Annotated in this window: 18 protein-coding genes; 1 reads left to right on the top strand and 17 read right to left on the bottom strand. The window is 62.4% G+C overall.

The features are described from left to right. Position 1 precedes the first annotated feature (1 nt). The 15 genes from SFY93_RS07705 to SFY93_RS07635 all read right to left on the bottom strand — a co-directional run bounded on the left by SFY93_RS07705 (position 2) and on the right by SFY93_RS07635 (position 19,428). Positions 2 to 1,090, bottom strand: coding sequence for an ABC transporter ATP-binding protein (locus SFY93_RS07705; RefSeq protein WP_320446635.1), 1,089 nt, complete (start codon positions 1,088 to 1,090; stop codon positions 2 to 4). Further along, on the bottom strand, positions 1,087 to 2,631 hold the full coding sequence (gene glpD / locus SFY93_RS07700; RefSeq protein WP_320446634.1) for a glycerol-3-phosphate dehydrogenase: 1,545 nt from the start codon (positions 2,629 to 2,631) through the stop codon (positions 1,087 to 1,089). Before glpD ends, SFY93_RS07705 begins: the two co-directional genes overlap by 4 nt. A gap of 160 nt (positions 2,632 to 2,791) precedes the next feature. Next, positions 2,792 to 3,610 carry a DeoR/GlpR family DNA-binding transcription regulator gene (locus SFY93_RS07695; protein ID WP_244558198.1) on the bottom strand — a complete coding sequence of 273 codons (819 nt, stop codon included), beginning with the start codon at positions 3,608 to 3,610 and terminating at the stop codon, positions 2,792 to 2,794. Between the two features lie 115 nt (positions 3,611 to 3,725). Next, a complete protein-coding gene (locus tag SFY93_RS07690; protein WP_093759633.1) occupies positions 3,726 to 3,920 on the bottom strand; it encodes a hypothetical protein in 195 nt (64 codons plus the stop codon). Positions 3,921 to 4,006: 86 nt separating this feature from the next. Continuing rightward, positions 4,007 to 4,438 (bottom strand): acyl-CoA thioesterase, encoded by a 432-nt coding sequence (locus SFY93_RS07685; RefSeq protein ID WP_184513321.1) that lies wholly within the window; start codon positions 4,436 to 4,438, stop codon positions 4,007 to 4,009. A gap of 25 nt (positions 4,439 to 4,463) precedes the next feature. Continuing rightward, positions 4,464 to 6,560 (bottom strand): 3-hydroxyacyl-CoA dehydrogenase NAD-binding domain-containing protein, encoded by a 2,097-nt coding sequence (locus SFY93_RS07680; RefSeq protein ID WP_320446633.1) that lies wholly within the window; start codon positions 6,558 to 6,560, stop codon positions 4,464 to 4,466. 7 nt (positions 6,561 to 6,567) lie between these two features. After that, positions 6,568 to 7,851: an acetyl-CoA C-acetyltransferase gene (locus tag SFY93_RS07675; protein ID WP_320446632.1), complete on the bottom strand. Its 1,284-nt coding sequence runs from the start codon at positions 7,849 to 7,851 to the stop codon at positions 6,568 to 6,570. 13 nt (positions 7,852 to 7,864) lie between these two features. Beyond that, the gene (locus SFY93_RS07670) at positions 7,865 to 10,141 is read right to left on the bottom strand and encodes an acyl-CoA dehydrogenase (protein WP_320446631.1); all 2,277 of its coding nucleotides are present in this window, start codon (positions 10,139 to 10,141) and stop codon (positions 7,865 to 7,867) included. A gap of 236 nt (positions 10,142 to 10,377) precedes the next feature. Next, positions 10,378 to 11,001, bottom strand: a complete 624-nt coding sequence (locus SFY93_RS07665) for a flavin reductase family protein (protein ID WP_089262600.1) — start codon at positions 10,999 to 11,001, stop codon at positions 10,378 to 10,380. 36 nt (positions 11,002 to 11,037) lie between these two features. Beyond that, positions 11,038 to 11,637 (bottom strand): TetR/AcrR family transcriptional regulator, encoded by a 600-nt coding sequence (locus tag SFY93_RS07660; protein ID WP_093759638.1) that lies wholly within the window; start codon positions 11,635 to 11,637, stop codon positions 11,038 to 11,040. A 19-nt stretch (positions 11,638 to 11,656) separates the two neighbouring features. Further along, positions 11,657 to 14,797, bottom strand: coding sequence for an efflux RND transporter permease subunit (locus SFY93_RS07655; RefSeq protein ID WP_320446630.1), 3,141 nt, complete (start codon positions 14,795 to 14,797; stop codon positions 11,657 to 11,659). A gap of 27 nt (positions 14,798 to 14,824) precedes the next feature. Beyond that, a complete protein-coding gene (locus SFY93_RS07650) occupies positions 14,825 to 15,931 on the bottom strand; it encodes an efflux RND transporter periplasmic adaptor subunit (protein ID WP_320446629.1) in 1,107 nt (368 codons plus the stop codon). Positions 15,932 to 16,043: 112 nt separating this feature from the next. Then, the gene (locus SFY93_RS07645; RefSeq protein ID WP_089262608.1) at positions 16,044 to 17,390 is read right to left on the bottom strand and encodes an MFS transporter; all 1,347 of its coding nucleotides are present in this window, start codon (positions 17,388 to 17,390) and stop codon (positions 16,044 to 16,046) included. Positions 17,391 to 17,505: 115 nt separating this feature from the next. Continuing rightward, complete coding sequence (locus SFY93_RS07640; protein WP_089262610.1) at positions 17,506 to 18,087, bottom strand: TetR/AcrR family transcriptional regulator; 582 nt, start codon at positions 18,085 to 18,087, stop codon at positions 17,506 to 17,508. An 87-nt stretch (positions 18,088 to 18,174) separates the two neighbouring features. Beyond that, positions 18,175 to 19,428: an Hsp70 family protein gene (locus SFY93_RS07635; RefSeq protein WP_320446628.1), complete on the bottom strand. Its 1,254-nt coding sequence runs from the start codon at positions 19,426 to 19,428 to the stop codon at positions 18,175 to 18,177. 239 nt (positions 19,429 to 19,667) lie between these two features. On the opposite strand from SFY93_RS07635, the gene SFY93_RS07630 reads away from it, so the two are divergent. Beyond that, complete coding sequence (locus SFY93_RS07630) at positions 19,668 to 22,007, top strand: Tex family protein (RefSeq protein WP_320446627.1); 2,340 nt, start codon at positions 19,668 to 19,670, stop codon at positions 22,005 to 22,007. An 89-nt stretch (positions 22,008 to 22,096) separates the two neighbouring features. Here SFY93_RS07630 and SFY93_RS07625 read toward each other — a convergent pair whose 3' ends face one another. Continuing rightward, positions 22,097 to 23,281 (bottom strand): amidase, encoded by a 1,185-nt coding sequence (locus SFY93_RS07625; protein ID WP_320446626.1) that lies wholly within the window; start codon positions 23,279 to 23,281, stop codon positions 22,097 to 22,099. A gap of 32 nt (positions 23,282 to 23,313) precedes the next feature. Further along, positions 23,314 to 24,549: an amidohydrolase family protein gene (locus SFY93_RS07620; RefSeq protein WP_320446625.1), complete on the bottom strand. Its 1,236-nt coding sequence runs from the start codon at positions 24,547 to 24,549 to the stop codon at positions 23,314 to 23,316. Positions 24,550 to 24,571: the final 22 nt, after the last annotated feature.

Raw genomic sequence — 24,571 nt, 5'->3', positions numbered from 1 at the left:
GTTACGCTCCCTGCGTGCTGTTGGGAGCGGCAACCAGACGGTCGCTGCCATCGAAGACGAACAGATTGGCGGGATCGAGCACGGCGTCGAGCATGTGGCCGGGCAGGAATTCATGCACGCCCTGCAGCACCGCAACCCAGTTCGATGCGTCGCGCTTTAGATGGACGAAGCTTTCCGACCCGGTGATTTCGGTCACGGTCACTTCCGCCGGAAACGCATGCCGTCCGGCGAGACCCCTGGCGACTTCGAGCTGATGCGCGCGGAAGCCAACGCGATAGCTGCCGTCGGCGAGGTTTGCGTAGAGCCCGCTGGCGGGCGCCGTTGCGCCGCCGGCATAATGCACATTGCCGTTCTTCTTCTCGATCGCCACCAGATTGAGCGGCGGATCGGAGAACACTTCGGCGGCCTTGAGAGTCTCGGGATGGCGATAAACTTTGGAGGTCTGGCCGACCTGCAGAACCTGGCCTTCCCACAGACACACGGTGCTGCCGCCCAACAAAAGCGCTTCGGAGGGCTCCGTCGTCGCATAGACGAAAATCGCACCGGAGGCCTCGAAAATCTTCGGCAGTTCGGTGCGCAATTCCTCCCGCAGCTTGTAGTCGAGATTGGCGAGCGGCTCATCGAGCAGCACGAGATCGGCGCCCTTGACCAGCGCGCGGGCAATCGCCGTGCGCTGCTGCTGGCCACCGGAGAGTTGCAGCGGCGTGCGCTTCAGATAGGGCTCAAGCTTGAGCAAGGCCGCGGCCTCGTGCACGCGGGTTTCGATCTCGGCTTTCGGCTTACCCTGCACGCGCAGTGGCGAGGCGATATTCTCATAGACCGTCAGCGAGGGGTAATTGATGAACTGCTGATAGACCATCGCCACCGAGCGCTTGCGGATATCGACGCCGGTGACATCTTTGCCATCGACCAGCACACGACCTTGGGTCGGCTTGTCGAGGCCGGCCAGCAACCGCATGATCGAGGTCTTGCCGGCCAGCGTTGGCCCGAGCAGCACGTTCAGCGTGCCCCTTTCCAGCGTCAGCGAGACGTCACGGATTGTCGTGACGCCATCCACCATCTGCGAAACGTGATCGAGTGCGACGCTCATGACCGCGCTCCCGCTTCACGCATTGGATCGGCGGGCTGGGCGCGATTAGCCTGCAGCCATTGATCGAGAGCCGCGATCTCTTCCTTCGACAGGCGCAGACCGAGTTTGGAACGGCGCCACACGATATCCTCGGCACTGACGGCCCATTCATTGGCCATGAGATAGCGCACTTCGCGCTCGGTCAGCGTTGCGCCAAAGGCCTGACCGAGATCGGCCAGCGATTTCGCGGTGCCCAGCATCTTCGCTGCGCGCGTGCCATAGGCATGCGCCAGGCGGTTGGCATGGGCCGGGGTGAGGAACGGATAGTCGCGCAACAGCTCTGCGACGAGCGCATCGACGGCAGAGACGTCGAAATCGCCACCGGGTAGCGTCGCATGGGCCGTCCAGCCTTCCCTGGCCTCGGTGCCCTTCAGATACGGCGCAAGCTTCTGCAAGGCTTCTTCGGCGAGACGACGATAGGTCGTGATCTTGCCACCATAAATCGACAGCAGCGGCAGGCCGCCGGGCAGATCGAGCTCGAACACATAGTCGCGCGTCGCCGCCTTGGCCTCGTTGGCGCCGTCGTCATAGAGCGGGCGCACGCCGGAATAGGTCCACACCACGTCTTCGGCCAGCACTGGCCGCGCAAGATATTCGCTGACCGACTTGCAGAGATAATTGATCTCGTCGGCAGAGATTTTCACATCGGCGGGATCGCCATCATAATCGATATCGGTGGTACCGATCAGGGTGAAATCGCCCTGATAGGGAATCGCAAACACGATACGACCATCGGCGTTCTGGAAGATGTAGGCACGATCGTGGCTGTAAAGTTTCGGCACCACGATATGCGAGCCCTGCACGAGGCGGACTTTCGCTTTCGCATTGACGCCGGCACCGACCGCCAGAACATTCTCGACCCACGGACCACCGGCATTGACCAGCGTGCGCGCACTGATGGTCGAGCGGTCGCCCGTCGCCGTATCCTGCACCGTGACCTGCCACATCCCGTCGGCCTGCCTGATCTCGGTTGCGCGCGTGCGCGTGCGGATCTCAGCGCCCCGATCGGCGGCATCACGCGCGGTGAGCACGACAAGGCGCGCATCATCTACCGAGCAGTCGGAATATTCAAAGCCACGCTTGAACCGGCCGGGCGCCAGCGGCTTGCCGGTCTCGTCGCGGGTGAGATCGAGTGTGCGCGTCGGGGGCAGAAGTTTACGGCCGCCGATATAGTCGTAGAGGAACAAGCCCAAGCGCAGCAGCCAGGCGGGCCGCAGACCGGCGTGATGCGGCAGCACGAAACGCAAGGGGCGGATGATATGCGGCGCGATCTGCCAGAGAACTTCGCGCTCCAGCAGCGCGTGGCGCACCAATTTGAAGTCGTAATATTCGAGGTAGCGCAACCCGCCATGGATGAGCTTGGTCGACCACGACGAGGTGCCGCTGGCCAGATCGTTCATCTCGCAAAGGAACACGGAATTGCCGCGGCCGACGGCGTCGCGGGCGATGCCGCAGCCATTCACACCGCCACCAATGATAGCGAGGTCGTAGATCTGACCCACCCCGTCTCCCCTCCTGCGCCAATTGTCTGGCGCCTTCCTTCGGACGCGCCATCTTCGCTTTCAGCGATTTGGCTTTCGCTTTCGATTAAACCACAACCAAAAACGAAAGCAATGGGGTCTGTGACGGTTTGAAATCCCGTTTTGGGGCTCTAAACAGGCTCTAGAGTGGGGTCGGTTCGGGTTCCAGATCGTCAGAATCGTCCGCGGACCCCGGCAAAGCCGCGATCACCTGGACGCCCCGGCTCCGGCAGATCTCCTGCAAGGAGGGCGGCAGCGGGACGTCGGTCACGAAGGTCTGTATCTGGCTGATATGGGCGATGCGCACGGCCGCCGAGCGCCGCAGCTTGGTCGAATCGCAGACCAGCATGACACTGCGGGCATTGGCGATGATCGCCTGCGCCGCCTGCACCTCGCGATAGTCGAAGTCGAGCAGCGCACCCTCCTCGTCGATCGCGGAGGCACCGATGATGGCGTAATCGACCTTGAATTGGCCAATCAGCTTGATCGCCGTGGAGCCGATCACCGCACCATCGGAGCGACGCACGGTACCGCCGGCGACAATCACCTCGATATGCGGGTGACGATAGAGCATCATCGCAACATTGAGGTTGTTGGTAATGACCAGCAGGTTTTCGTGATTGGTCAGCGCGCTGGCGACTTCTTCCGTGGTGGTCCCGATATTGATGAACAGCGACGAGCCATTGGGAATCTGCGCCGCGGCAGCGACGCCGATGGCTTTCTTCTCTTCGGCGGCTACGAATCGCCGCGCTTCGTAAGCAAGGTTTTCCACGCCGGAGGCGACGATGGCGCCGCCGTGAATGCGCGTCAGCAGGCGCTGGTCGCAGAGATCGTTGAGATCCTTGCGGATGGTCTGTGCGGACACCTCGAAGCGCCGCACCAGGTCGTCGACCATCACGCGGCCAAAGGCGCGCGCGTGATTCAGGATTTCGGATTGGCGATGGGTCAGGCCAGCAGTCACAACGGCACCTCGGAACGAACAGTTCCATGGTGCGGGTGTTGGCGGCAATGGTCAACGCATCACCAGCGCAGGCGCCATGCGCTTCGCCGCTGCGATGTCGGAAGAGAGTCGCCCTCTAGGGCGTCACAGCTGCTTGGATACCCTGCGCGAATTGAAAGGCAGCGCGTTCAGCTTCGCGCGCATTGCGAAACAGTTGGCCTTCCATCGGGTTGAAACGGTGAGACGCGGCGAAGAACCTGTACCCACCGGGATCGCGAACCACGATGCCGGCAGCCTGCGATGAGACTTCGATGATGTAAGTGTCTGACATGGCGGCCCCCTACGCAATAGGCGATGCATATTCCGGGCCACTAACCCGAATGGGGGTATTTCGTTCCAGCCGGTGTTTAGAATCGCTCAGGTCGAGATCGTCGCATCCGGTCGTTTGATCACCTGCGGGCGACCATTCTCGTCAATGGACACAAAGGTGAAATTGCCGTCGGTCACCAGGATCGGGGCATTTTCATTGCGGCGAAGCACCCAGGCCTCGATATGCACGGTGAGTGACGTGCGGCCCGTCCGCACCAGTTCCGCATGCACGGACACGACGTCACCGACATGAACGGCCTTGCGGAAGGTCATCGCCTCGATGGCGACGGTGACCGTGCGTGTCTTCGCCACCTTGGCCGCAAAGATGCCGCCGCCGAGATCCATCTGGCTGAGCAGCCAGCCGCCAAAAATATCGCCATTGGCATTGGTATCCGCCGGCATCGCTACCGTGCGGATGGTGAGATCGCCGGTCGGTTCCGCATCCAGCCCCGTCACTGGCTGCGTCGTTGATTCAGTCATAAGCAGCCTGCCGCAAATTGAGTCATCATTTAAAGGTTTCCCAGCCGGCATCCGGCGCAAAGCGATCGCCGAACCGGGCCGCCAGCGTGCGCAGCGTGGCGGTGATATTCTCGGTTCCACGCGTCCGCGCATAGTTCAGCGGGCCGCCGCGGAACGGCGCATAGCCGGTGCCGAAGATCATTGCGCCATCGACCACATCGGGGTTGTCAACGATGCCTTCGCGCAGACAGGCGACGCAGACATTGGACATCGGCAGCACCAGGCGATCGATCATCTCCTGCGTCGGACGCGCGGTGGCAACCGCACTGGAACTCTTCTCGGCCTTGCCGTCGCGCCACGTATAGAAGCCCTTGCCAGTCTTCTTGCCGAGCTCGCCCTTGTTGACCTTCTCGCGGAGCCAGGCCGGCGTCGGTGGCAGCAGGTCGCCAAATTTCGAGCGCAGCATGTCGCCGACCGCGAGGCAGATATCGAGGCCGACCTGATCGGCCAGTTCGATGGGCCCCATCGGCATGCCGAACTGTTCGGCGGCGGCGTCGATGGTTTCCTTGTCGACTTTCTCCTCCATCAGCATCATCGCCTCGAGCATGTAGGGCGTGAGCGCGCGATTGACGAGGAAACCCGGCGAACTCTTCACCGGCAGCGGCAGGCGATCGATCGCGCCCACAAAGGCCGTGGCCTTCTTCAGCATCTCCGCATCGACGCCGTCATGGCTGACGACCTCGACAAGCTGCAGGCGCGACACCGGATTGAAGAAGTGCAGGCCGAGCAGCCGCTCCGGCCGCGCCAGCGTGCTGCGCAGATCCTGCAGCGGAATGCTCGATGTATTGGTGGCGAGGATCGCATCCGGCTTCATGCGCGGCTCGATCCCGGCATAGACCTTCTGCTTGAGATCAAGCTTCTCCGACACCGCCTCGATGATGAGATCCGCAGTGCGTACGCCGTCACCGTCCATATCGGGGATCAGGCGATCCAGCGTATCGCGCTGATCGGTGCGCTTGCGGATGATCTTGCTGTAGAGATCGGCGGCGCGCTTCATGGCGCCCGCGATCGGCTCGGGCTTCATATCGGCCAGCGTGACGCGGATGTCCTGATGCGCGCACCACGCCGCGATGTCACCGCCCATGGCGCCGGCGCCGATGACATGGACATGTTTGATGGTGTTGCCGTCACCGGCGAGCTTCTTCATCTGCTCGCGCAGGAAGAAGACGCGAATCAGGTTCTGCGCCGTCGGCGTCACCATCAGCCGGGCGAAGGACACCTTCTCGGCATTGAGCATCGCCGCGCGGTCGCCGCCGTGCTTCTCCCACAGCTCGATCAGTGCATAAGGTGCGGGATAGTGCTCGCGCGGCGCAGCCTTGCTGGCCTCCGCGACCATGCGCGAGGCGAGAATCCCGCGCATCGGCGAGAAGTTCATGATCGGGATCAACGCACTCGGCTTGGCGCGCTTGAGCTTGCCGAACACCGCATCGCGCACGGCGTTACGGACATGGCGCTCCTCGGTCACCGCATCGACAAGACCGATCGCCTTCGCCTTGCGCGCGTCTATGGTCTTGCCGGTCAGCATCAGCGGCATCGCCTGTATCGGATTGACCAGATGCGTGAAGCGCGCCGTGCCGCCCAAACCTGGATGCAGGCCGAGCATGACTTCCGGAAAACCGAAGCGCGCACCATCGATGGCGATGCGCATCTGGCAGGCCAGCGCCACTTCGAGGCCGCCGCCCAGGCAGAAACCGTGAATGACGGCCACCGTCGGGATCTTCAGCGCCTCGAAACGATCAATCACCGCATGAGCGCGGCTGATCTGCGTTTCCACTTCCAATGGGTCGCTGGCGCCGCGAAATTCATTGACGTCGGCGCCGGCAATGAAGCCGGAAGTCTTGGCCGAACGAACCACGATGCCAGTCGGGCGCTGAGCTTCCAGCGCGTTCAGCACCTGATCGAATTCTTCCAGCACCACAGCCGACAGCGTATTGGCGCTGGCATCGGCGCGGTCAAACAACAGCCACGCGATGCCATCGGCATCGCGCGTCAGCTTGAAGTGGCGATAAGCGCCCGATGTGTCGGGAGCCGGCCCGAGTTCGAGCACGCGATCCCCAAGAACGTCCATGATCTTGCTGTCCATGACGCCCTCACACCGTCTCGATCAACATCGCGCCACCGAGGCCGCCGCCGATACATTCGGTAGCGATACCCCGCTTGGTGCCAAGCCGCTTCATCGCATTGACGAGATGCAGCACAATACGGTTGCCGGACGTGCCGACGGGATGGCCGAGGCTGATCGCACCGCCATCGACATTGAGCCTGGCACGATCGATCTCGCCGGCGGCGCCATCAAGGCCGAGCACCTCGCGGCAGAATTTTTCGTCCTTCCAGGCGGCGAGACAGCCGAGTACCTGCGTGGCGAAGGCTTCGTTCAACTCCCAGGTCTCGATGTCCTGAATCGTCATGTTGTTGCGCTTCAACAGATCGTTCGACGACAACACCGGACCGAGCCCCATGATCGACGGATCGAGCGCAGACCACTGGCTGTCGACGATCACCGCCTTCGGCGTAAGACCATGTTTCGCCACCGCGTCTTCGGACGCAAGGATCGTCCATGACGCACCATCGGTGATCTGCGAGGAATTGCCCGCGGTGACCTGCCCCCACGGACGTTCGAAGACCGGCTTCAGTGTCGCGAGCTTGTCGACCGACGAATCCGCGCGGACGCCGTCATCGTGGTCGTAGAAATTGCCCTTGCGATCGAAGGCGGTTTCGACCTCACCCTTCAGCCAGCCCTGTTCTTGCGCATGCGCAAGGCGCTTGTGGCTTTCGACGGCATAGGCATCGGCCTGCGCACGCGTGATGCCGAACAGGTGCCCGACCTTCTCGGCGGTCTGGCCCATATTGAGGTCGGTGATCGGATCGGTGAGACCGCGCTCGAGGCCGATGATCGGCTTGAAATAAGCCGGCCGGGCCTTGGCGATCGCCGCCACCTTGCCGAGCACACCCTTGGCCATCGCGAGGCCGGCGAACCAGCGCACGCCGTTCTGCGGCCAGACCAGCGGCGCATGGCTGAGCGCTTCGGCGCCGCCAGCGAGGATCAGATCGGCATTGCCTTCGCGGATGTAGCGACAGCCGGTGTCGATCGACTGCATGCCGGAGCCGCAATTGATCTGCACGGTGAAGGCCACCATCGCCTCGCCCATACCGAGCCGAAGCGCGGCGACGCGCGCAGGATTCATCTCGTCGGCGATGACATTGACGCAGCCGAGGATCACCTGATCGAAGGCATTTGGTGCAAATGGCTGCCGTGCCAGCAGCGGGCGTCCGCATTGCACGGCGAGATCGACAGGGGTGAACGGGCCGGGGCCGCTGCGCGCCTTCAGGAACGGCGTGCGGCTGCCGTCGACGATATAGACTGGTCTTGTCATGAAAGTCTTGCCATCAGCTTGCTGCCCGCTGCTCACCAAGTTCCTGGAAGAACTGGTGCACGTTATCGGACTTCTTATAGCCGGGCGACAGCTCTTCCGGTGCGAAGTGATCGACCTCGATCACCAGCTTGACGGCTTCCTGCGCAGCGGCGAGCTTTTCGCCCTCGGCCTGAGTGATGACGCCCTGTGCCACTGCATCCTTCCAGTTCTTGAGCTTTGCCGTGCGGATGCGCTTGGCAATATCGTCACTCGATGTCACCAGTTTGAACGCCTTCTCCAGCCGCGCCAGCCCGCGATCGTCGTCAACATGCGAAAGGTCCGGCGTCAGGCGATCGCGCGTCGCCGACGGCTCCAGGATCATCTGTGCGCAGCGATGCACCACACGATCCGAAGGCCCGAGCACCGATGCACCATATGGCTGCACGATGAATTTGAGGATGCCGGCGACAAAGCGGTTCGGCAGGTTAGCCAGAATCTCCGCAAAGCGGTTTTCGATGGTCTTGAAGCCGGACGCCATACACCATTCAAGCGCCGGCAGGTCGTCCTGCTGGCGGCCTTCGTCCTCCCAGCGTTTCAGCACTGCCGAGAGTAGATACAGCTCGGAGAGAATATCGCCGAAGCGCGCCGATAGCATTTCCTTGCGCTTCAACGCTCCGCCCAGCGTCAGCAATGCCATGTCGGCGCACAATGCGAAGGCCGAGGAATAACGCGAGAGCTGGCGATAGAACTGTGTGGCTTCGCCGGCGTCTGGCGCCGGCGCAAATATCCCGCCGGTCCAGCAGCGGCCCCAGGCGCGGAAAAGCGTGGTGACGCTATGGCCGATATGTTTCCAGAACGCGGTGTCGAAGGCCTCTAAGCCCTTCGCCTTGTCGGGATCGCCGAGCGCATTCATTTCCTGCAACAAATAGGGATGCGCGCGGATGGCGCCCTGCCCGAACACGATGAGATTGCGCGTCAGGATGTTGGCACCTTCCACCGTGATGCCGACCGGCACCGCGCGATAGAGATTGCCCATATAATTCTGCGGTCCGTCGATCACAGCCTTGCCGCCATGGATGTCCATGGCATCATCGATGGCCAGGCGCATACGCTCGGTGGCATGCAGCTTCATGATGCCGGAGATAACCGCGGGATGATGGCCTTGATTGAGCGCCGCCGAGGTCAGGCGCCGTGCGGCATCGAGCAGATAGGCCGTGCCGGCGATGCGGGCGAGCGGCTCCTCGATGCCTTCGAACTTGCTGATCGAAATGTTGAACTGTTCGCGGATGCGGGCATAGGCACCAGTGGTGCGCGCGGCATAGGCGGCACCGGCCGCAGACAGGGACGGCAATGAGATGCCACGGCCGGCGGCGAGCGCCGACATCAGCATCTTCCAACCCTGACCAAGCCGCTCCTGACCGCCGATGATGTAGTCGAGCGGGATGAAAACGTCGCGGCCCCAGTTCGGGCCGTTCTGGAACACCTGCATCGACGGTAGATGGCGCTGGCCGATCTCGACGCCCGGAAGATCATGCGGGATCAGCGCAACCGTGATGCCAAGCTCATCCTGTGAGCCCACGAGGTGATCGGGGTCATAGGCCTTGAAGGCGAGACCGATCAGCGTCGCGACCGGGCCGAGCGTGATGTAGCGCTTGTGCCAGTTGAGGCGCAGGCCCAGAACCTCCTGGCCTTCGAACGTGCCCTTGCAGATGATGCCGCTGTCGATCATCGAGGCCGCGTCCGAGCCCGCTTCCGGGCTGGTGAGGCCGAAACAGGGAATGTCGCGTCCATCGGCAAGGCGCGGCAGCCAGCGCTGGCGCTGCGCGTCGGTGCCGAATTTCATCAGCAGTTCGCCGGGGCCGAGCGAGTTGGGCACCATCACGGTGACGGCGGCGACCACCGACCGCGACGAAATCTTGCGCACCACTTCCGAATGCGCATAAGGCGAGAAGCCAAGACCTCCGAATTCCTTCGGAATGATCATACCGAAGAACTTTTCGCGCTTGATGAACTCCCAGACGTCCGGCGGCAGATCGCGCAAGTCCCAATTGATCTTCCAGTCGTCGATCATCTCGCAGAGGCGATCCACCGGCCCGGTCATGAAGGCCTGTTCTTCGTCCGTCAGTGTGGCCGGCTTGACGGCGAGCAGCTTGGCCCAGTTCGGATTGCCGGTGAACAGATCCGCATCCCACCAGACGTCGCCGGCTTCCAGCGCCTCGCGCTCGGTATCCGACATTTTCGGTAGCACGCCCTTGGCCCAGCCAAAGATCGGCTTGGTGAGATAATCACGGCGCAAGCTGGACGAGCTCATGGAGGCTTCCTCTCAATCGAGACGACCAGCAGTCCGGGCGGACCACGGGCGCCAAAAGGCAGACGCTCTTAGCGGGACGGTGTCGGTGTCACCTTAGCTTTCGCATTGAAATTCAAGCGAAATTTGACAGCATCGAGCCATCATTAACGACAGGATACCGCAACGGTTCCCGAAAGGCGATTTCCCGCCGCGTGACCAGTGGTCGCGCGACCGAAATGCCGGAAGAATAGCCGGCCTCAGTCCGGCCGGTTCATCTCGAACATGGCGTCCTGCTTGATGTGGAAATAGTCGCCGCGGCGGCCGGCGCGCAGGATCGGGCCAGCCAATGCGGTCTGGTACACGCCATCCACGATCAGGGTCTTGTCGATATGCACGGCGACGACTTCACCCATGGTGAGGAAGGCGTTGGCCGAAGCGCCGTTCGCGCCCTTGAGTTCGATGATCTGAGTCACCTTGCACTCGAAAGCAACGCGGGCTTCGCCGACACGAGGTACGTTCACCAGCTTGCTCGGCACCGGCGTCAGGCCGGCGATCTCGAATTCATCGACTTCCGGGCCGACATGCGCCGCCGTGGCGTTCATCTGCTTGGCCAGATCCATGGTGGCCAAATTCCAGACGAATTCCTTCGTCGCCTGCATGTTGCGGGCGGAGTCCTTGATCCCGATGCTGGAAAAGCCGATCAGCGGCGGCGTGTAGTTGAAGGCGTTGAAGAAGCTGTATGGCGCCAGATTAACGTGGCCATTGGCATCCCGGGAGGAGACCCACCCGATCGGACGCGGACCGATGATGGCATTGAAGGGATCGTGCTTGAGGCCGTGGCCGTTGACGGGCTCGTAAGAATGCAGATCGAATGCGGTCACGCGGAAGATCCCCTGAATTGACGTCAGAGAGATCGTCTAGCCCCGCGGGGCCAACCCGGCAAGAACGAAGTCGATCATCTGGTCCAGGGTCGGGCCAGGTTTCGTCGCACATTGCGCGATCATCTGCGGGTGAAAGAACCGCATCATGGCGGTGCAGGCGCACATGGCTGCCAATTCGACGTCCGGAGCCTGAAACTCACCCTTGGCAGCACCGTCCGCGATGACACCGCCGATGGTAACGGTGATGCGCTCCATATGAGCAGTGCAGACATCCCAACTCTCTTCCATGGCGATGGCGACCATCTCATGCAGCTTGGCATCGCCGACATAGCGTTCGGCATTCATCTCATGGATCGACGTCAGCAGTTCGCGGAGCCGCGCGGCGGCCGGCTGCGGATTTTCAGCAATCGCTCCAGCGGCCTCTTCAACTTCCCCCATCAATCGCTGCGCCACGGCCGCGATGATCGACTTCTTCGAATCGAAGAAGCGATAGACGTTCGCCGGGCTCATTCGCAGCACCTTCGCGATGTCGGCGACCGTGGTCTTCTGGTAGCCGATTTCACGAAACAGCTTTTCCGCGACCACAACGATGCGGCCTCGCATATCGGCTTCGACGTGTTCAGAAATCAGAGTCATCTCGGATAACAGTCTTTAGCTATTCGGCAGCAAGCGGAAAGGCCTGCTTCTTGTCGTGATGGTGCGGTGCGTGATGATCCACATCCTCACCCGATCCGCGTTCATCCAGGCTCTTGCGAAACCATAGGGCATAGAGGCCCGGGAGATACAACAACGTCAAGAACGTCGCCACAAACAATCCCCCCATAATGGTGACCGCCATCGGGCCCCAGAAGGCTGAGCGCGACAGCGGGATCATCGCCAAAATGGCGGCCAACGCCGTCAGGATGACCGGACGCGCACGGCGCACGGTCGCCTCGACGATGGCTTCGCGGCGGGTCAGGCCGTGCCGCACGTCGGTTTCGATCTGATCCACCAGAATAACGGCGTTGCGCATGATCATACCCGCCAGCGCGATCAGGCCGAGCAGTGCCACGAAGCCGAACGGCTTGTTGGCGACGTTCAGCGCCAACGAGGCGCCGACGATACCGAGCGGCGCCGTCAGGAACACCAGGATCAGGCGCGAGAAGCTCTGCAACTGCACCATCAGCAGCGTCAGCATGATGATCATCATCAGCGGAAACAGCACGGCGATCGAGGCATTGCCCTTGCTGGATTCTTCCACCGCGCCGCCGATCTCAATGCGATAGGCCGGCTGCAGGCTGTCGCGGATCTGCTGCAACTGCGGCCAGATCTGGTTGGTGACATCCGGGGGCTGCACGCCATCGACGACGTCGCCGCGCACGGTGATCGCCATGTCGCGGTTACGGCGCCAGAGGATCGGCTCCTCATGGGCGTATTCGATCTTTGCCACCTGCGACAAAGGCACCGGAACGCCGTTGCGCGAGATGATGGTGAGATCGCCCACACGGCCGAGATCGAGGCGTTCCGACGGAACGGCACGGGCAACGACACCCACTTTCTCGATACCGTCACGCACGTTCGTGACCGACGCGCCGGAGATCAGCATCGCCAGGGATTGTGACAACTCCTGCGGCGTCAAGCCGAGGGCGCGGGCGCGGTCCTGGTCGACCACCAGCCTGAGAGAAGGCGTCTGCTCGTTCCAGTCGAGCTGCGGATCGACCATATTCTTGTTGGCGCGCATAACCTCACGCACCCTGTAGGCGATATCGCGCACGGTCGCGGTATCCGGCCCGATGACGCGGAACTGGACAGGGAAACCGACCGGCGGGCCGAAATTGAAGCGATCGACGCGCACGCGTGCTTCCGGCAGCTGGCCATCGGCGACGGCCTTCTCGATCTTGGACTTGATGCGCTCACGTGCCTCGACATCCTTGGACACAATCACGATCTCGGCGAAGGCCTCGTTCGGGAGCTGCGGATTGAGGCCGAGCCAGAAGCGCGGCGAGCCGCGGCCGACATAGGCCGTATAGGTGGCGATGTCCTTGTCGTCCTTGAGCAGCTTCTCGGCGTCCTTGACCGCCTTTTCGGTAACGCCAAAGGCCGTGCCTTCCGGCAGGCGCAGCTGCAGGAACAGTTCGGGGCGCTCAGACAGCGGGAAGAACTGCTGCTGGACATGGCCGAAACCGACGATCGCCGCGATGAAGATGCCGACCGTGGCAGCCACCACCTTGATGCGGTGCGTGACGCACCACTGCACGACGCTGCGCAACCCGCGATACATGCGCGTCTCATAGACCGCATGCGGATCGTGATTGGCCTTTCCGTGGGCAGCAAAGTTCGGCAGCAGCTTGACGCCGATATAGGGCGTGAAGATCACCGCGACGAACCACGAGGCGATCAGCGATATCGCCACAACCCAGAAAATGCCGCCGGCATATTCGCCCACTGCGGAATTCGCAAAGCCGATCGGTAGGAAGCCGACGGCCGTAATGAGCGTGCCCGTGAGCATCGGAAATGCCGTGGACTCCCAGGCGAAGGACGCTGCGCGCACGCGGTCCCAGCCCTGCTCCATTTTCACCACCATCATCTCGACCGCAATGATCGCGTCGTCGACTAGGAGGCCGAGCGCGATAATCAACGCACCTAGCGTGATGCGATGCAGGTCCATGCCCATCGCATTCATGACCATGAAGACGATACCAAGCACCAACGGCACCGACAGTGCGACCACGATGCCGGTGCGCCAGCCGAGCGCAAGGAAGCTGACGAACAGCACGATCCCCAGGGCCTCGATGAACGAGTGCGTGAATTCGCCAACGGCGTGTTCGACCACCAGCGGCTGATCGGCGATCTGCTCGACATTGACGCCCTGCGGGACGGCGACCATGAACTCGTTCTTGGCCTTTTCGACGTCCTTGCCGAGTTCGAGAATATTGGCGCCGTTCGCCGTCACCACGCCAATGCCGAGTGCGTATTGGCCCTTCTGCCGAACCTTGAAATCCGGCGGATCGACGAAGCCGTGGCTCACCGTCGCGATATCGCCGAGGCGGAACGTGCGTCCGTTGCTCTCGACCGGCGTCTCCGCTACCGTCTTCACGCCATCGAGCGCGCCGGTAACGCGCAGCGGCACGCGCTGCGACGAGGTTTCCACCGTGCCCGCCGGCTGGATCGCGTTCTGCTTGGCAAGTGAGTCGAACAGCGTCTGCGGCGTAATGCCGAGTGTCGCCAGCTTGGCGTGAGAAAATTCGACGAAAATGCGCTCGTCCTGGGTGCCGTAGAGATTGACCTTGGTGACACCCTTCACCTTCAGCAGGCGCTGGCGCAGGCCTTCAGCGACCACCTTCAACTGTTTGAAATCGGCGCCGTCCCCGGTCATCATGTAAAGAATGGAATCGACGTCGCTGAATTCGTCATTGACCGTCGGCCCGATCAGATTGGCGGGCAGGCTGCCCTGCACGTCCGCGAGCTTCTTGCGCAGCAGATAGAACAGGAACGGTACTTCCTTGGCGGGCGCGTTATCCCTGAACGTGACCTGCAGCGCCGTGAAGTTCGGCTGCGAATAGGTCTGCACCTTTTCGAAGTAAGGCAGTTCCTGCATCTTCTTCTCGATGGGATCTGCAACCTGCTCCTGCATTTCCTTGGCGGTCGCCCCCGGCCAGATCGCCGTGACGTTAACGACCTTCACCGTGAAAGATGGATCTTCGGCACGGCCGAGCTTCTCGTAAGAGAAGAAGCCGCCGACACCGAGCGCGATGATCAGAAACAAAATCAGTGCCGGATGAGCGACGGCCCAGGCGGAGAGGTTGAAGCGATGCATCGGCTTCGTCCTTTGAATGCGAGCGTCTTAAAACGACAATGCGGAGACGACGTGAACCTTCAGCGCCGGGTCGAGCTTCTGCACGCCCAGTGTCACGATCTTGGCACCTTCATCGACGCCACCTGAGATGATGACGTCGTTGCTCTCATAGGACTTCACCTTGACCGGCTGCAGCGCGACGTCGCCCGATGCGCTCACGACGTAGAGCGAAGGGTTGTTGCCCTGACTGAACAGCGCCGAGAACGGCACGCGCGCAACGCGTTCGGTGGCGGGATCGGAGAGCGTCAGCGTCGCCGTCATGCCGAGCGACACCTTGTCGTCGGCCTCGGGCAGCGAGAACTTGGCGAGATAAGTGCGCGTCGCGGTGTCGGCATTGGGCGCCAGTTCACGCAGCTTGGCGGCATATTGCTTGCCGGGCTCGGACCACAGCGTCACGCTGGCTTTGCCTTCCTTGGCGCGGCCAACCAGCGTTTCCGGAATGGAAACCACCGCCTCCTTCTCGCCGAAACGCGCGACACGGATGGCGGCTTGCCCTGCGGCGACGACCTGACCGGCATCGATCAGCGTCGCGGTGACAACGCCGCGGGTGTCGGCGATCAGCGTCGCATAAGAGAGGCTGTTCTTGGTAAGTTCGACCGAGCGTTCGGCGCGATTGAGACGCGCCCGGGCTTCGTCGCCCGTGGCTTTGGCCTGATCGAGCTGTGCCTGAGTGGACCAGCCCTTGCTGCGCAATTCGGTGGCGCGGCCCTCGGCCGCAGTGGCGTTGGCCAGCACGCCCGTGGATGCGTTGAGTTCGGCGACGGCCTGCTCGGCCTGCAGCTTCAGATCGACCTCATCGAGCGTAGCCAGTGGCTGTCCGATCTCGACGTTCTGGCCGACCTCAACAAGGCGCTTGGCGACTTTGCCGGTGACCCGGAAGCCCATATCGGTCTCGATCCGCGGGCGGATGGTGCCGACGAAACTGCGCTGCGGCGATTCCGGCTCGTAATGCACAGTCGCGACCAGCACGGGGCGGGTTGGCTTGGCTTCCGCCTCGGTTTTCTTGCCGCATCCGGCCAGAGCAAGGGCCGGGATCAGCAGGAGCGCAGCGGCGAATGGCTTGCGGGAAGCGCTGACTTTGGTGTGGCCTAGCATCACGAGCGTCCTTCGAATGAATGTTCGAAGGGAACTTAGGCGTGACCACTGACGAATGTCAATATTCGTCAGTGGTCACAATTTCGGCAGATTGCCGCACCCCATCCCGGCCTTATTTCACCCGCGCCGGTTTGCCGGTAGCTGCGAACTCCGTTGCTGTCCCGTGATTGCCGACCAGCACGAGAATACCGGCGACCAGCGGCATGGCCGCCAGGACCAGAAGCCCGGTCGAGGTGCTGCCGGTCAATTCCTTGACCCAGCCGATCAGATAGGGACCGCCGAAGCCGGCGAGATTGCCGATCGAATTGATCAGCGCGATGGCGCCGGCCGCCGCCGTGCCGCTGAGCCACGCGGTCGGCAGCGTCCAGAACAGTGCGAAGGTGCAGAACACGCCGATCGCAGCGACCGTCAGCGCGACCATGGTCAGGGTCGGATTGGTGGAGATGCCGGACAGCGCGAGCGCCACGGCGGTCAGCAGCAGCGGCAGGCCGACATGCCAGACGCGTTCGCGGGTCTTGTCGGAATGCTGAGCCCACAGCACCATGGCAATGGAGCCGAACAGATAGGGGATCGCGGTGACGAAACCGGTCTGCAGATTGGTGAAGCCGAACGCCTTCACGATCTGCGGCAGCCAGAACTGCATGCCATAAAGCGCGCCGACAAAGCCGAAATAGATCACGCTCAGCATCAGTACCTTCGGCGATGACAGCGCCTGCCCCAGTGTCATGCCATGGGCGCTCTCCTTGGCGAGGCGCTCGCCTTCAAGCTTGTCGGACAGCCACATCTTCTGGTCGGGCGTCAGCCATTCGGCCTTTTCAGGCTTGTCGGTGAGATAGAACCAGGTGACGACGCCGAGAATGACTGAGGGAATCCCTTCGATGATGAACAACCACTGCCAGCCCTTCAGGCCCATGACACCGTCCAGCCCCAGCAGCATGCCGGAGATCGGCGCGCCAATCACCGTGGATACGGGCACCGCGATCGCGAAGGCGGCGAGGAAACGCGCGCGATATTCGGCCGGAAACCAGTATGTGAGATAGAGGATAATGCCGGGGAAGAAGCCGGCCTCGGCGACACCGAGCAGAAAGCGCAGCGTGTAGAAGCTCCACGGGCCACTGACGATCGCCATCAGTGCGGAGATGATGCCCCAGCTCACCATGATGCGCGCGATCCAGCGGCTGGCGCCGAATTTCTCCAGCGCGATATTGCTGGGAACTTCAAAAATGAAATAGCCGATGAAGAAGATGCCGGCGCCCCACGCAAAAACGGTGGGCGAGAAATTCAGCTCAGCATTCATGGTGAGCGCGGCGAAGCCAAGATTGACGCGGTCGAGATAGGCCAGGAAATAAGCCAGCACCAGAAACGGGATCAGCCGCCAGGAAATGGCGCGGATGGTCGAGGTTTCGATGTCGGATTTTGCGCTGCGCGTGGCACGCGCGCCGACGGCGGTCTGGCTCATGGTTCACTCCCGGTCGCTTGTTGTCGGCGACGGCCTCTGCGGGCCGCGCTGTCATGTCGCACGGTTTAGCGAAAGACCCGGGGAGCGGCAATGTCTGTGCAGAGCAGCAATCAGCTCAGCGCAGCACCTGCGTGAACAGCACCTGCGCGAAGCGCTCAATCGGTGCCGGGCTGCGTTCGGCTTTCGACAGCAGGTTGGCGCCCTGCAGCGAGGAGACGATGAAACCCGCAACCTCCGCGCATTTGAAGTCGGCCGGCAGCTCGCCGGCTTTCACCGCGGAGGTCAGGCATTCGGCAATACTCTGCTGAACATCGGCGAAGATCGTCAGCAGCCGGTCGCGAATGAGGTCGCTGTGGTCGCTGGCTTCTGCCGTGAAGTTGCCGAACAGGCAGCCATTGCACATCTGGTCTTCGGTGAGCCGGGCCACATTGGCATCGATATAGGCGCGCAACCGCGCCAGTGGCGACAGGCCCTCATTGCGCAGCGTCTGCGCCATCAGTTCGCGACCCTTGGCGAAATAGAGATCGATGATCTCGAGGCCGAATTCTTCCTTGGAGGTAAAGTGGTTGGTGAAGGTACCCTGCGGCACGCCCGCGGCATGCACGATGTCGCGAACGCTGGCCCCCGCATAGCCGCGCGCATGCACGACCGCGAGGCCTGCGGTGAGAATCCTGTCGCGATTCGAGAGTTTCGCCATGGGCTTAATATGGCTGCGCCGGGCGCCGGATCAAGCGACGGCCACGCATAGCCACAAGGCGTTCGGGCCTTGTCCGGCCCTCGGCGTCTAACCCTGCCCGTAGCGCCGGGCCGCCTCGACAGTCAGACCCTTGCCGACGGCCCCGAACGTGTCGCCATCGATGGCGCGGGCGGCCGGCAGGGCCGCCGTGATCGCCTTGCGGACATGGGCGAGCTGCACCGAACCGCCGGTCAGGAACACCGCATCGATCGCTTCGGGCTTCAATCCGGCCTGGTTCAGGCAGATCTTGATCCGCGCGGTGATCCGATCGGCAAGCAATTGGGTATGGCTGACGAGTTCCTTGCGGGCGACGCCGGCGGCAAGGCCAGGCTCGATCCAGTCCAGCGCGATACTCGATTTCGGCTTGTCGGACAGGCCAATCTTGGCGCCCTCGACTTCCATGGCCAGTGTGTGGCCGCGCTGCTCGTCCAGTACGCGCACCAAGCGATCCAGCAGCTCCGGCTGCTGCGCCTCATAGCGCACCTGTCTCACCTCGTTCATGACCTTGGAATCGTACATCCGGTTGATGCTCGACCAGGTCGCCAGATCGTGGAAATAGCCTGACGGCACATCGAGCCCCGCGCGCTTCATCGCCGAACGATAGCCGAGCAGCGGCATGATCACGCCGAGGCTGAGATGTCTGTCGAAATCGGTACCGCCGATGCGCACGCCGTCATTGGCGAGAATGTCGTCCTTGCGGTCGGCATGACGGTGCCGCTCGGGCGAAAGGCGCACGATGGAGAAATCCGACGTGCCGCCGCCGATATCGGCGATCAGCGCGATCTCCTCCGAATTGATCTGACGCTCGTAATCCAGCGCCGCGGCAATCGGCTCGAACTGGAACGTGACGTCCTCGAAGCCGACGTCTTTCGCTATGGCGCGCAGCGTAGCTTCGGCCTTGGCATCGCCCGCCGGATTGTCGTCGACGAAATGGACGGGACGGCCATGGACGACCTGGCGGAGTTCAAGCCCTGTGGCCTGTTCCGCACGCCGCTTCACCGCACCGAGATAATAGGCGATGACATTGCGGAAGCTGACGCGTTCGCGGCCGACGCGCGTCGTCTCGTCGATCAGCGACGTGCCAAGCACGGATTTAAGGCTGCGCATCAGGCGGCCAGGCGCCCCCTCGACATAGGCCTCAATCGCCTCGCGGCCGATGAAGGCGCCGGTATCGGCCTTGTAAAAGATCGCACTCGGAATTGTGACATGATAGTCTTCGAGCGCCGCCAGCACCGGAACATCATTGATGACCGTGCCGAGCGTCGTGTTCGACGTCCCAAAATCCAGACCACAAACCGACATTGCCGCTCCCGAAAGGAACGTCCGTCTACACAGTTCGCAGGCCGCGATCTAGCATTATATTTTTGCACAGCCGCACTGTCATGAAGCGCATCGAACACTGCAATTTTCGAAGCAAAACAACGCGATCCACAGAACAATCGACTGCATCCGCCGGGGTTGATGAATCGTGCGGCATCGGTCCATAAGCGTTTTGCGACGGCGGTATGACCCGCCACGGAATTTCGAAGGAATCTCTACGCGTGGCAAACATCAATCAGAAGATCGCAGACGAACTTGGCGTGCGCGAACAGCAGGTCGCGGCGACGGTAGAACTGCTCAACGGCGGCGCGACGGTGCCCTTCGTTGCACGCTACCGCAAGGAGATCACCGGCGGTCTCGATGACGCGCAACTGCGCACGCTGGAAGAGCGCCTGACCTATCTGCGCGAACTCGAAGAACGCCGCCTCGTGATTCTGGAATCAGTGCGCGAACAGGGCAAGCTCGACGCTGCGCTCGAAACCGCCATCATGACCGCCGACACCAAGGGCCGTCTCGAAGACATCTATCTGCCGTTCAAGCCGAAGCGACGCACCAAGGCCGAGATCGCCAAGGAAGCCGGCCTCGAGCCGCTGTCTGAGCTGCTGCTCACCGAGCCGCAGAACGATCCAAAGAAAGTTGCAGAAGCTTTCGTCAATGCCGAGAAGAACGTCGCCGATGTCGCCGCTGCGCTCGACGGCGCGCGCGCCATTCTTGTCGAGCGCTTCGCCGAAGACGCCGATCTGATCGGCGCGCTGCGCGAGCAGATGTGGTCGAATGGACTGATGGCCTCGACCGTGCGCACCGGCAAGAAGACCGAAGGCGAGAAGTTCAAGGACTATTTCGACTTCAGCGAGCCGCTGCACAAGCTGCCATCACACCGTATCCTGGCGTTGTTCCGCGGCGAGAAAGAAGAGATCCTCGACCTCGCGATGCAGCCCGAGCCGGTGCCCGCGACACCTGCTCCGACAACCACACCCAGCTCCTATGAGCTGAAGATCATGAACCGCTTCGGCGTCTCCGATCAGGGCCGCCCCGGCGACAGGTGGCTGACCGAGACCACGCGCTGGGCCTGGCGCACCAAGATCCAGGTCCATCTCAACATCGACCTGCGCATGCGGCTGTGGACTGCGGCCGAAGAAGAAGGCGTCCGCGTGTTCGCCTCCAATTTGCGCGATCTCCTGCTCGCAGCGCCTGCCGGCGCGCGCGTCACCATGGGTCTCGATCCCGGTTTCCGTTCGGGTGTGAAGACCGCGATTATCGACGCCACCGGTAAAGTCGTCGCAACGACCACGATTTATCCGCATGAGCCGCAGCGCCAGTGGGATGCGTCGCTCGCCATGCTCGGCAAGCTCGCCGTCCAGCACAAGGTCGATCTGATCGCCATAGGCAACGGGACGGCCTCGCGCGAGACCGACAAGCTGGCGATGGAGCTGGTGAAGCTGCTACCGGATTTGAAGATGTCGAAGATCGTGGTGTCGGAAGCCGGCGCCTCGGTCTATTCGGCCTCGGCCTTCGCTTCTGAAGAACTGCCCGAGCTCGACGTCACGCTGCGCGGCGCGGTGTCGATCGCGCGCCGCCTGCAGGATCCGCTGGCCGAACTGGTGAAGATCGATCCAAAAGCGATCGGCGTCGGCCAGTATCAGCACGACCTCGGCGAGAGCAAACTGGCGCGGTCGCTCGATGCCGTCGTGGAAGACTGCGTGAACGGCGTCGGTGTCGACGTGAACACGGCATCGGCGCCGCTGCTGGCACGCGTGTCCGGCATCGGCACCGGTCTGGCGCAGAGCATCGTGCAGCACCGCGACGCCAACGGCCCGTTCAAGTCACGCAAGGCGCTGAAGGAAGTGCCGCGGCTTGGCCCGAAGGCGTTCGAACAATGCGCCGGCTTCCTGCGCATCAATGATGGCGAGGATCCGCTCGACAAGTCCGGCGTGCATCCGGAAGCCTATCCGCTGGTGCGCAAGATTCTCGAAGCTACCAAGAGCGACATCAAGGCGCTGATCGGCAATGCCGAGATCCTGCGCAAGGTGCAGCCGAAGACCTTCGTCGATGACACCTTCGGTCTGCCGACGGTCACCGACATTCTGAAAGAACTCGAAAAGCCCGGCCGCGACCCCCGCCCCGCCTTCAAGGCTGCGGTGTTCATGGAAGGCGTCGAGAAGCTGAGCGACCTCAAACCCGGCATGGTGCTCGAAGGCACTGTGACCAACGTCGCTGCCTTCGGCGCCTTCGTCGATATCGGCGTGCATCAGGATGGTCTGGTGCACATCTCGGCGATGTCCAAGACCTTCATCAAGGATCCGCGCGAGGTCGTGAAGTCAGGCGACATCGTCAAGGTGAAGGTGCTGGAAGTCGAAGTCGCTCGCAAGCGCATCGCCCTGACGCTGCGCATGGATGACCCCGTCGGTGCCAAGGCCGACCGCCCGCAAGCCGATCGCGGCCCGCGCTTCAACGAGCGCCAGATGACATCGCGTGCTCCGGCGAAGCAGGAGAGCAGTGGCGGTGCATTTGCAGAGGCACTCCGCCGCGCGGCCGAGAAGGGCGCGGGGAAGGCGAAGTAACTCTCCCCGTCATTGCAAGCGAAGCAATCCAGAAGCCAAAAGCGAAGTCTGGATTGCTTCGTCGCAAATGCTCCTCGCAATGACGGCTGTTAGGCCTGCGCCTCCCGCAACTCCATAGCCAACTGCAAAATATCCTCGTCGCAATCACGCCCACCCATGATCGACAAACCGATCGGGCAATCGTCGAGCTTGGCGACAGGCATTGAGACCTGCGGCGTGCCGGCATGGCCGGACACACACAGCAGTTCGATCGCGCGGGCGCGGAACACGTCGAGCGTCGCATCCGGTGTGTTGCGCAGCGGCGCAATGCCCGGCGCGGTCGGCAGCAGCAACACCGTATCGGTCGGCAGCAGCGACAGCACGCGTTCAACGATCGCCATGCGCATGGCGTGCGCGGCCGCGATCTCGGCGGGATCGAGTACCGCCGCAGCCGCGAAGCGTTCCTTCACGCCGGGGCCAAGCTTCGGCTGGGTCGCCTTGATCCATTCGCCCTGTGCGGCCCAGGCTTCTTCCGACTGGACTACACGGAAGGTGTTGCGCCAAGCGTTGAGTTCACCGCTTGCGACATCCACCTCCTCGCTCGCACCAACCAGCGCCTTGATGCGATCGATCGACGGCTGCAGCAGGTTACGAACCTTCTCATCGACCGCGCCAAACAGGTCGCTTGCGATCAGAACCTTCTTCACCCGACGCGGAGCACGGGCCTTGTCGAGCAATACCTTGCCGACCTCGGCCATCAATTCGGGCGTGCGCGCGAACCAGCCGACGGTGTCGTAACTCGGTGCCAGCGGCACCGCGCCATCAAGCGGAATGCGACCATGCGTGGTGCGAATGCCGTAGACACCGCAATAGCTGGCGGGCAAACGCACCGAGCCGCCGGTGTCGGAGCCGATGGCGAAATCGACGAGCGCACCGGCGGTCGCAGCGGCCGAACCGCTCGACGAGCCGCCGGGGATGCGGCCGGGCGCGGCGGGATTAATCGGCGTGCCGTAATGCGCGTTCTCGCCGTTGAGGCTCCAGGCCAGTTCATCCGTATGCGTCTTGCCGACGAGCTTCGCGCCGGCATTCAACAAACGATCCACGATCGGCGTCGACTTTGTCGGCACCGGATGTGTCGCCAGCCATTCCGGGCTGCCAGCGCCGGTCGGCACATTGGCGAGATCGAAGAAATCCTTCAGCGCAAAGGTGAAACCCGCTAGAGGCCCCTCTGTCGTGGTCTGCACTTCGATGTGGCCATGATCCACAAAGGCGTTGAGCGTGTCATTGATCGGCATCGAAGTCTCCGTACGACAAAAGGACGCCCGCTTCAGTGGGGCTTGAGCAGACTCGCAGCCGGCCTAATGAAGGTCCTGATGCCGTTCTTGAAACCGAACAGCGGCTGCGCAATCTCGCATACCGCCTCTGCCTTGGTCTCGCAATCGAGCACCACGAGATCGGCTGAATTGCCGACGACGATGCCGTAGTGCTTCAGGTTGAGCAGCTTCGCCGAAGCCGAGGTCACGAGGTCGAGACATCCGGCAAGATCGTCCATGGCGCCGACCTGCATCACATTGGCATAGAGATTGATCATGCGGATCAGCGAGACATCGCCGAACGGCGTGAACGGATTGAGCACGTTGTTGGTGGAGATATTGGCGTTCACGCCAAGCGCACGGAGCTTGTGCGCCGAGGTGACGCCGCGCGGCACATTGTGATCGTGGTCGCGGCCAGTGAGGAACAGGTCGGTCGCCGGCAACACCGTGACCGCGACGCCTGCATCGGCGAGCCGTTTCGCCGCCGCCTCGAAATCCGCTGGCGGCATCGCCGACAGCTTTGTGGCATGACCGATGGCCACGCGGCCGCCCCAGCCCGTGGCCTCCGTCATGCGGCAGACCTCTTCGTAGTCCGACCGCGTTGGATCGAGATCGAAATCGAGGTGGAAATCGATATCGACGCCGAACTCCTGCGCGACGCCGAAGATCCTGGCGATCTGGCCGTTCGAATCCTTGTCGATATAGGGCACGCCGCCGATCAGATCGGCGCCCTCCCTCATCGCCTGCAGCAGGATGTCCTCGCAGCCGGGATCATCCAGCAAACCCTCCTGCGGAAACACGCAGAGCTGCAGATCGATCGCCCAGGCGTAATCCTGCTTCAACTTCTTCAGCGCGCGAAAACTGGTCAACCCGATACGCGGATCGACCTCCACATGCGTGCGCATGCGGTTGGTGCCGTGCTTGATCGCTTTCTCCAGCGTCTGCGATGCGCGTGCATAGACGTCCTCTTCGGTGAAGTCGCGTTTGGCCCGGGAGACTTCGCTGATCACCTCCGCGAGCGTACCCTTCGCGCAATTGCAGCGGCCCAGGAGGCAGGATTTGTCGAGATGAATATGCGTCTCCACAAAGCCCGGCACGAGCAGCCGGCCGCCGACATCCTGATCCGGCGCCACGCCGCGCGGCAGGCCGATCTCGATGGCCTCGAACCGCCCGCCGCGAATGCCGATATCCACCGGGCCATCAGGCCGGTCGGCAATGCGCGCGTTGCGCAGGATGAGATCGAAGGTCATGGGAGGACTCCTGAAGAGGCCA

The sequence above is a fragment of the Tardiphaga sp. 42S5 genome (assembly GCF_034044155.1).
GTDB classification, from domain to species: domain Bacteria; phylum Pseudomonadota; class Alphaproteobacteria; order Rhizobiales; family Xanthobacteraceae; genus Tardiphaga; species Tardiphaga robiniae.
Note: the sequence above shows the minus strand (reverse complement) of the source record. Positions and strands in the feature narration are given on the sequence as shown.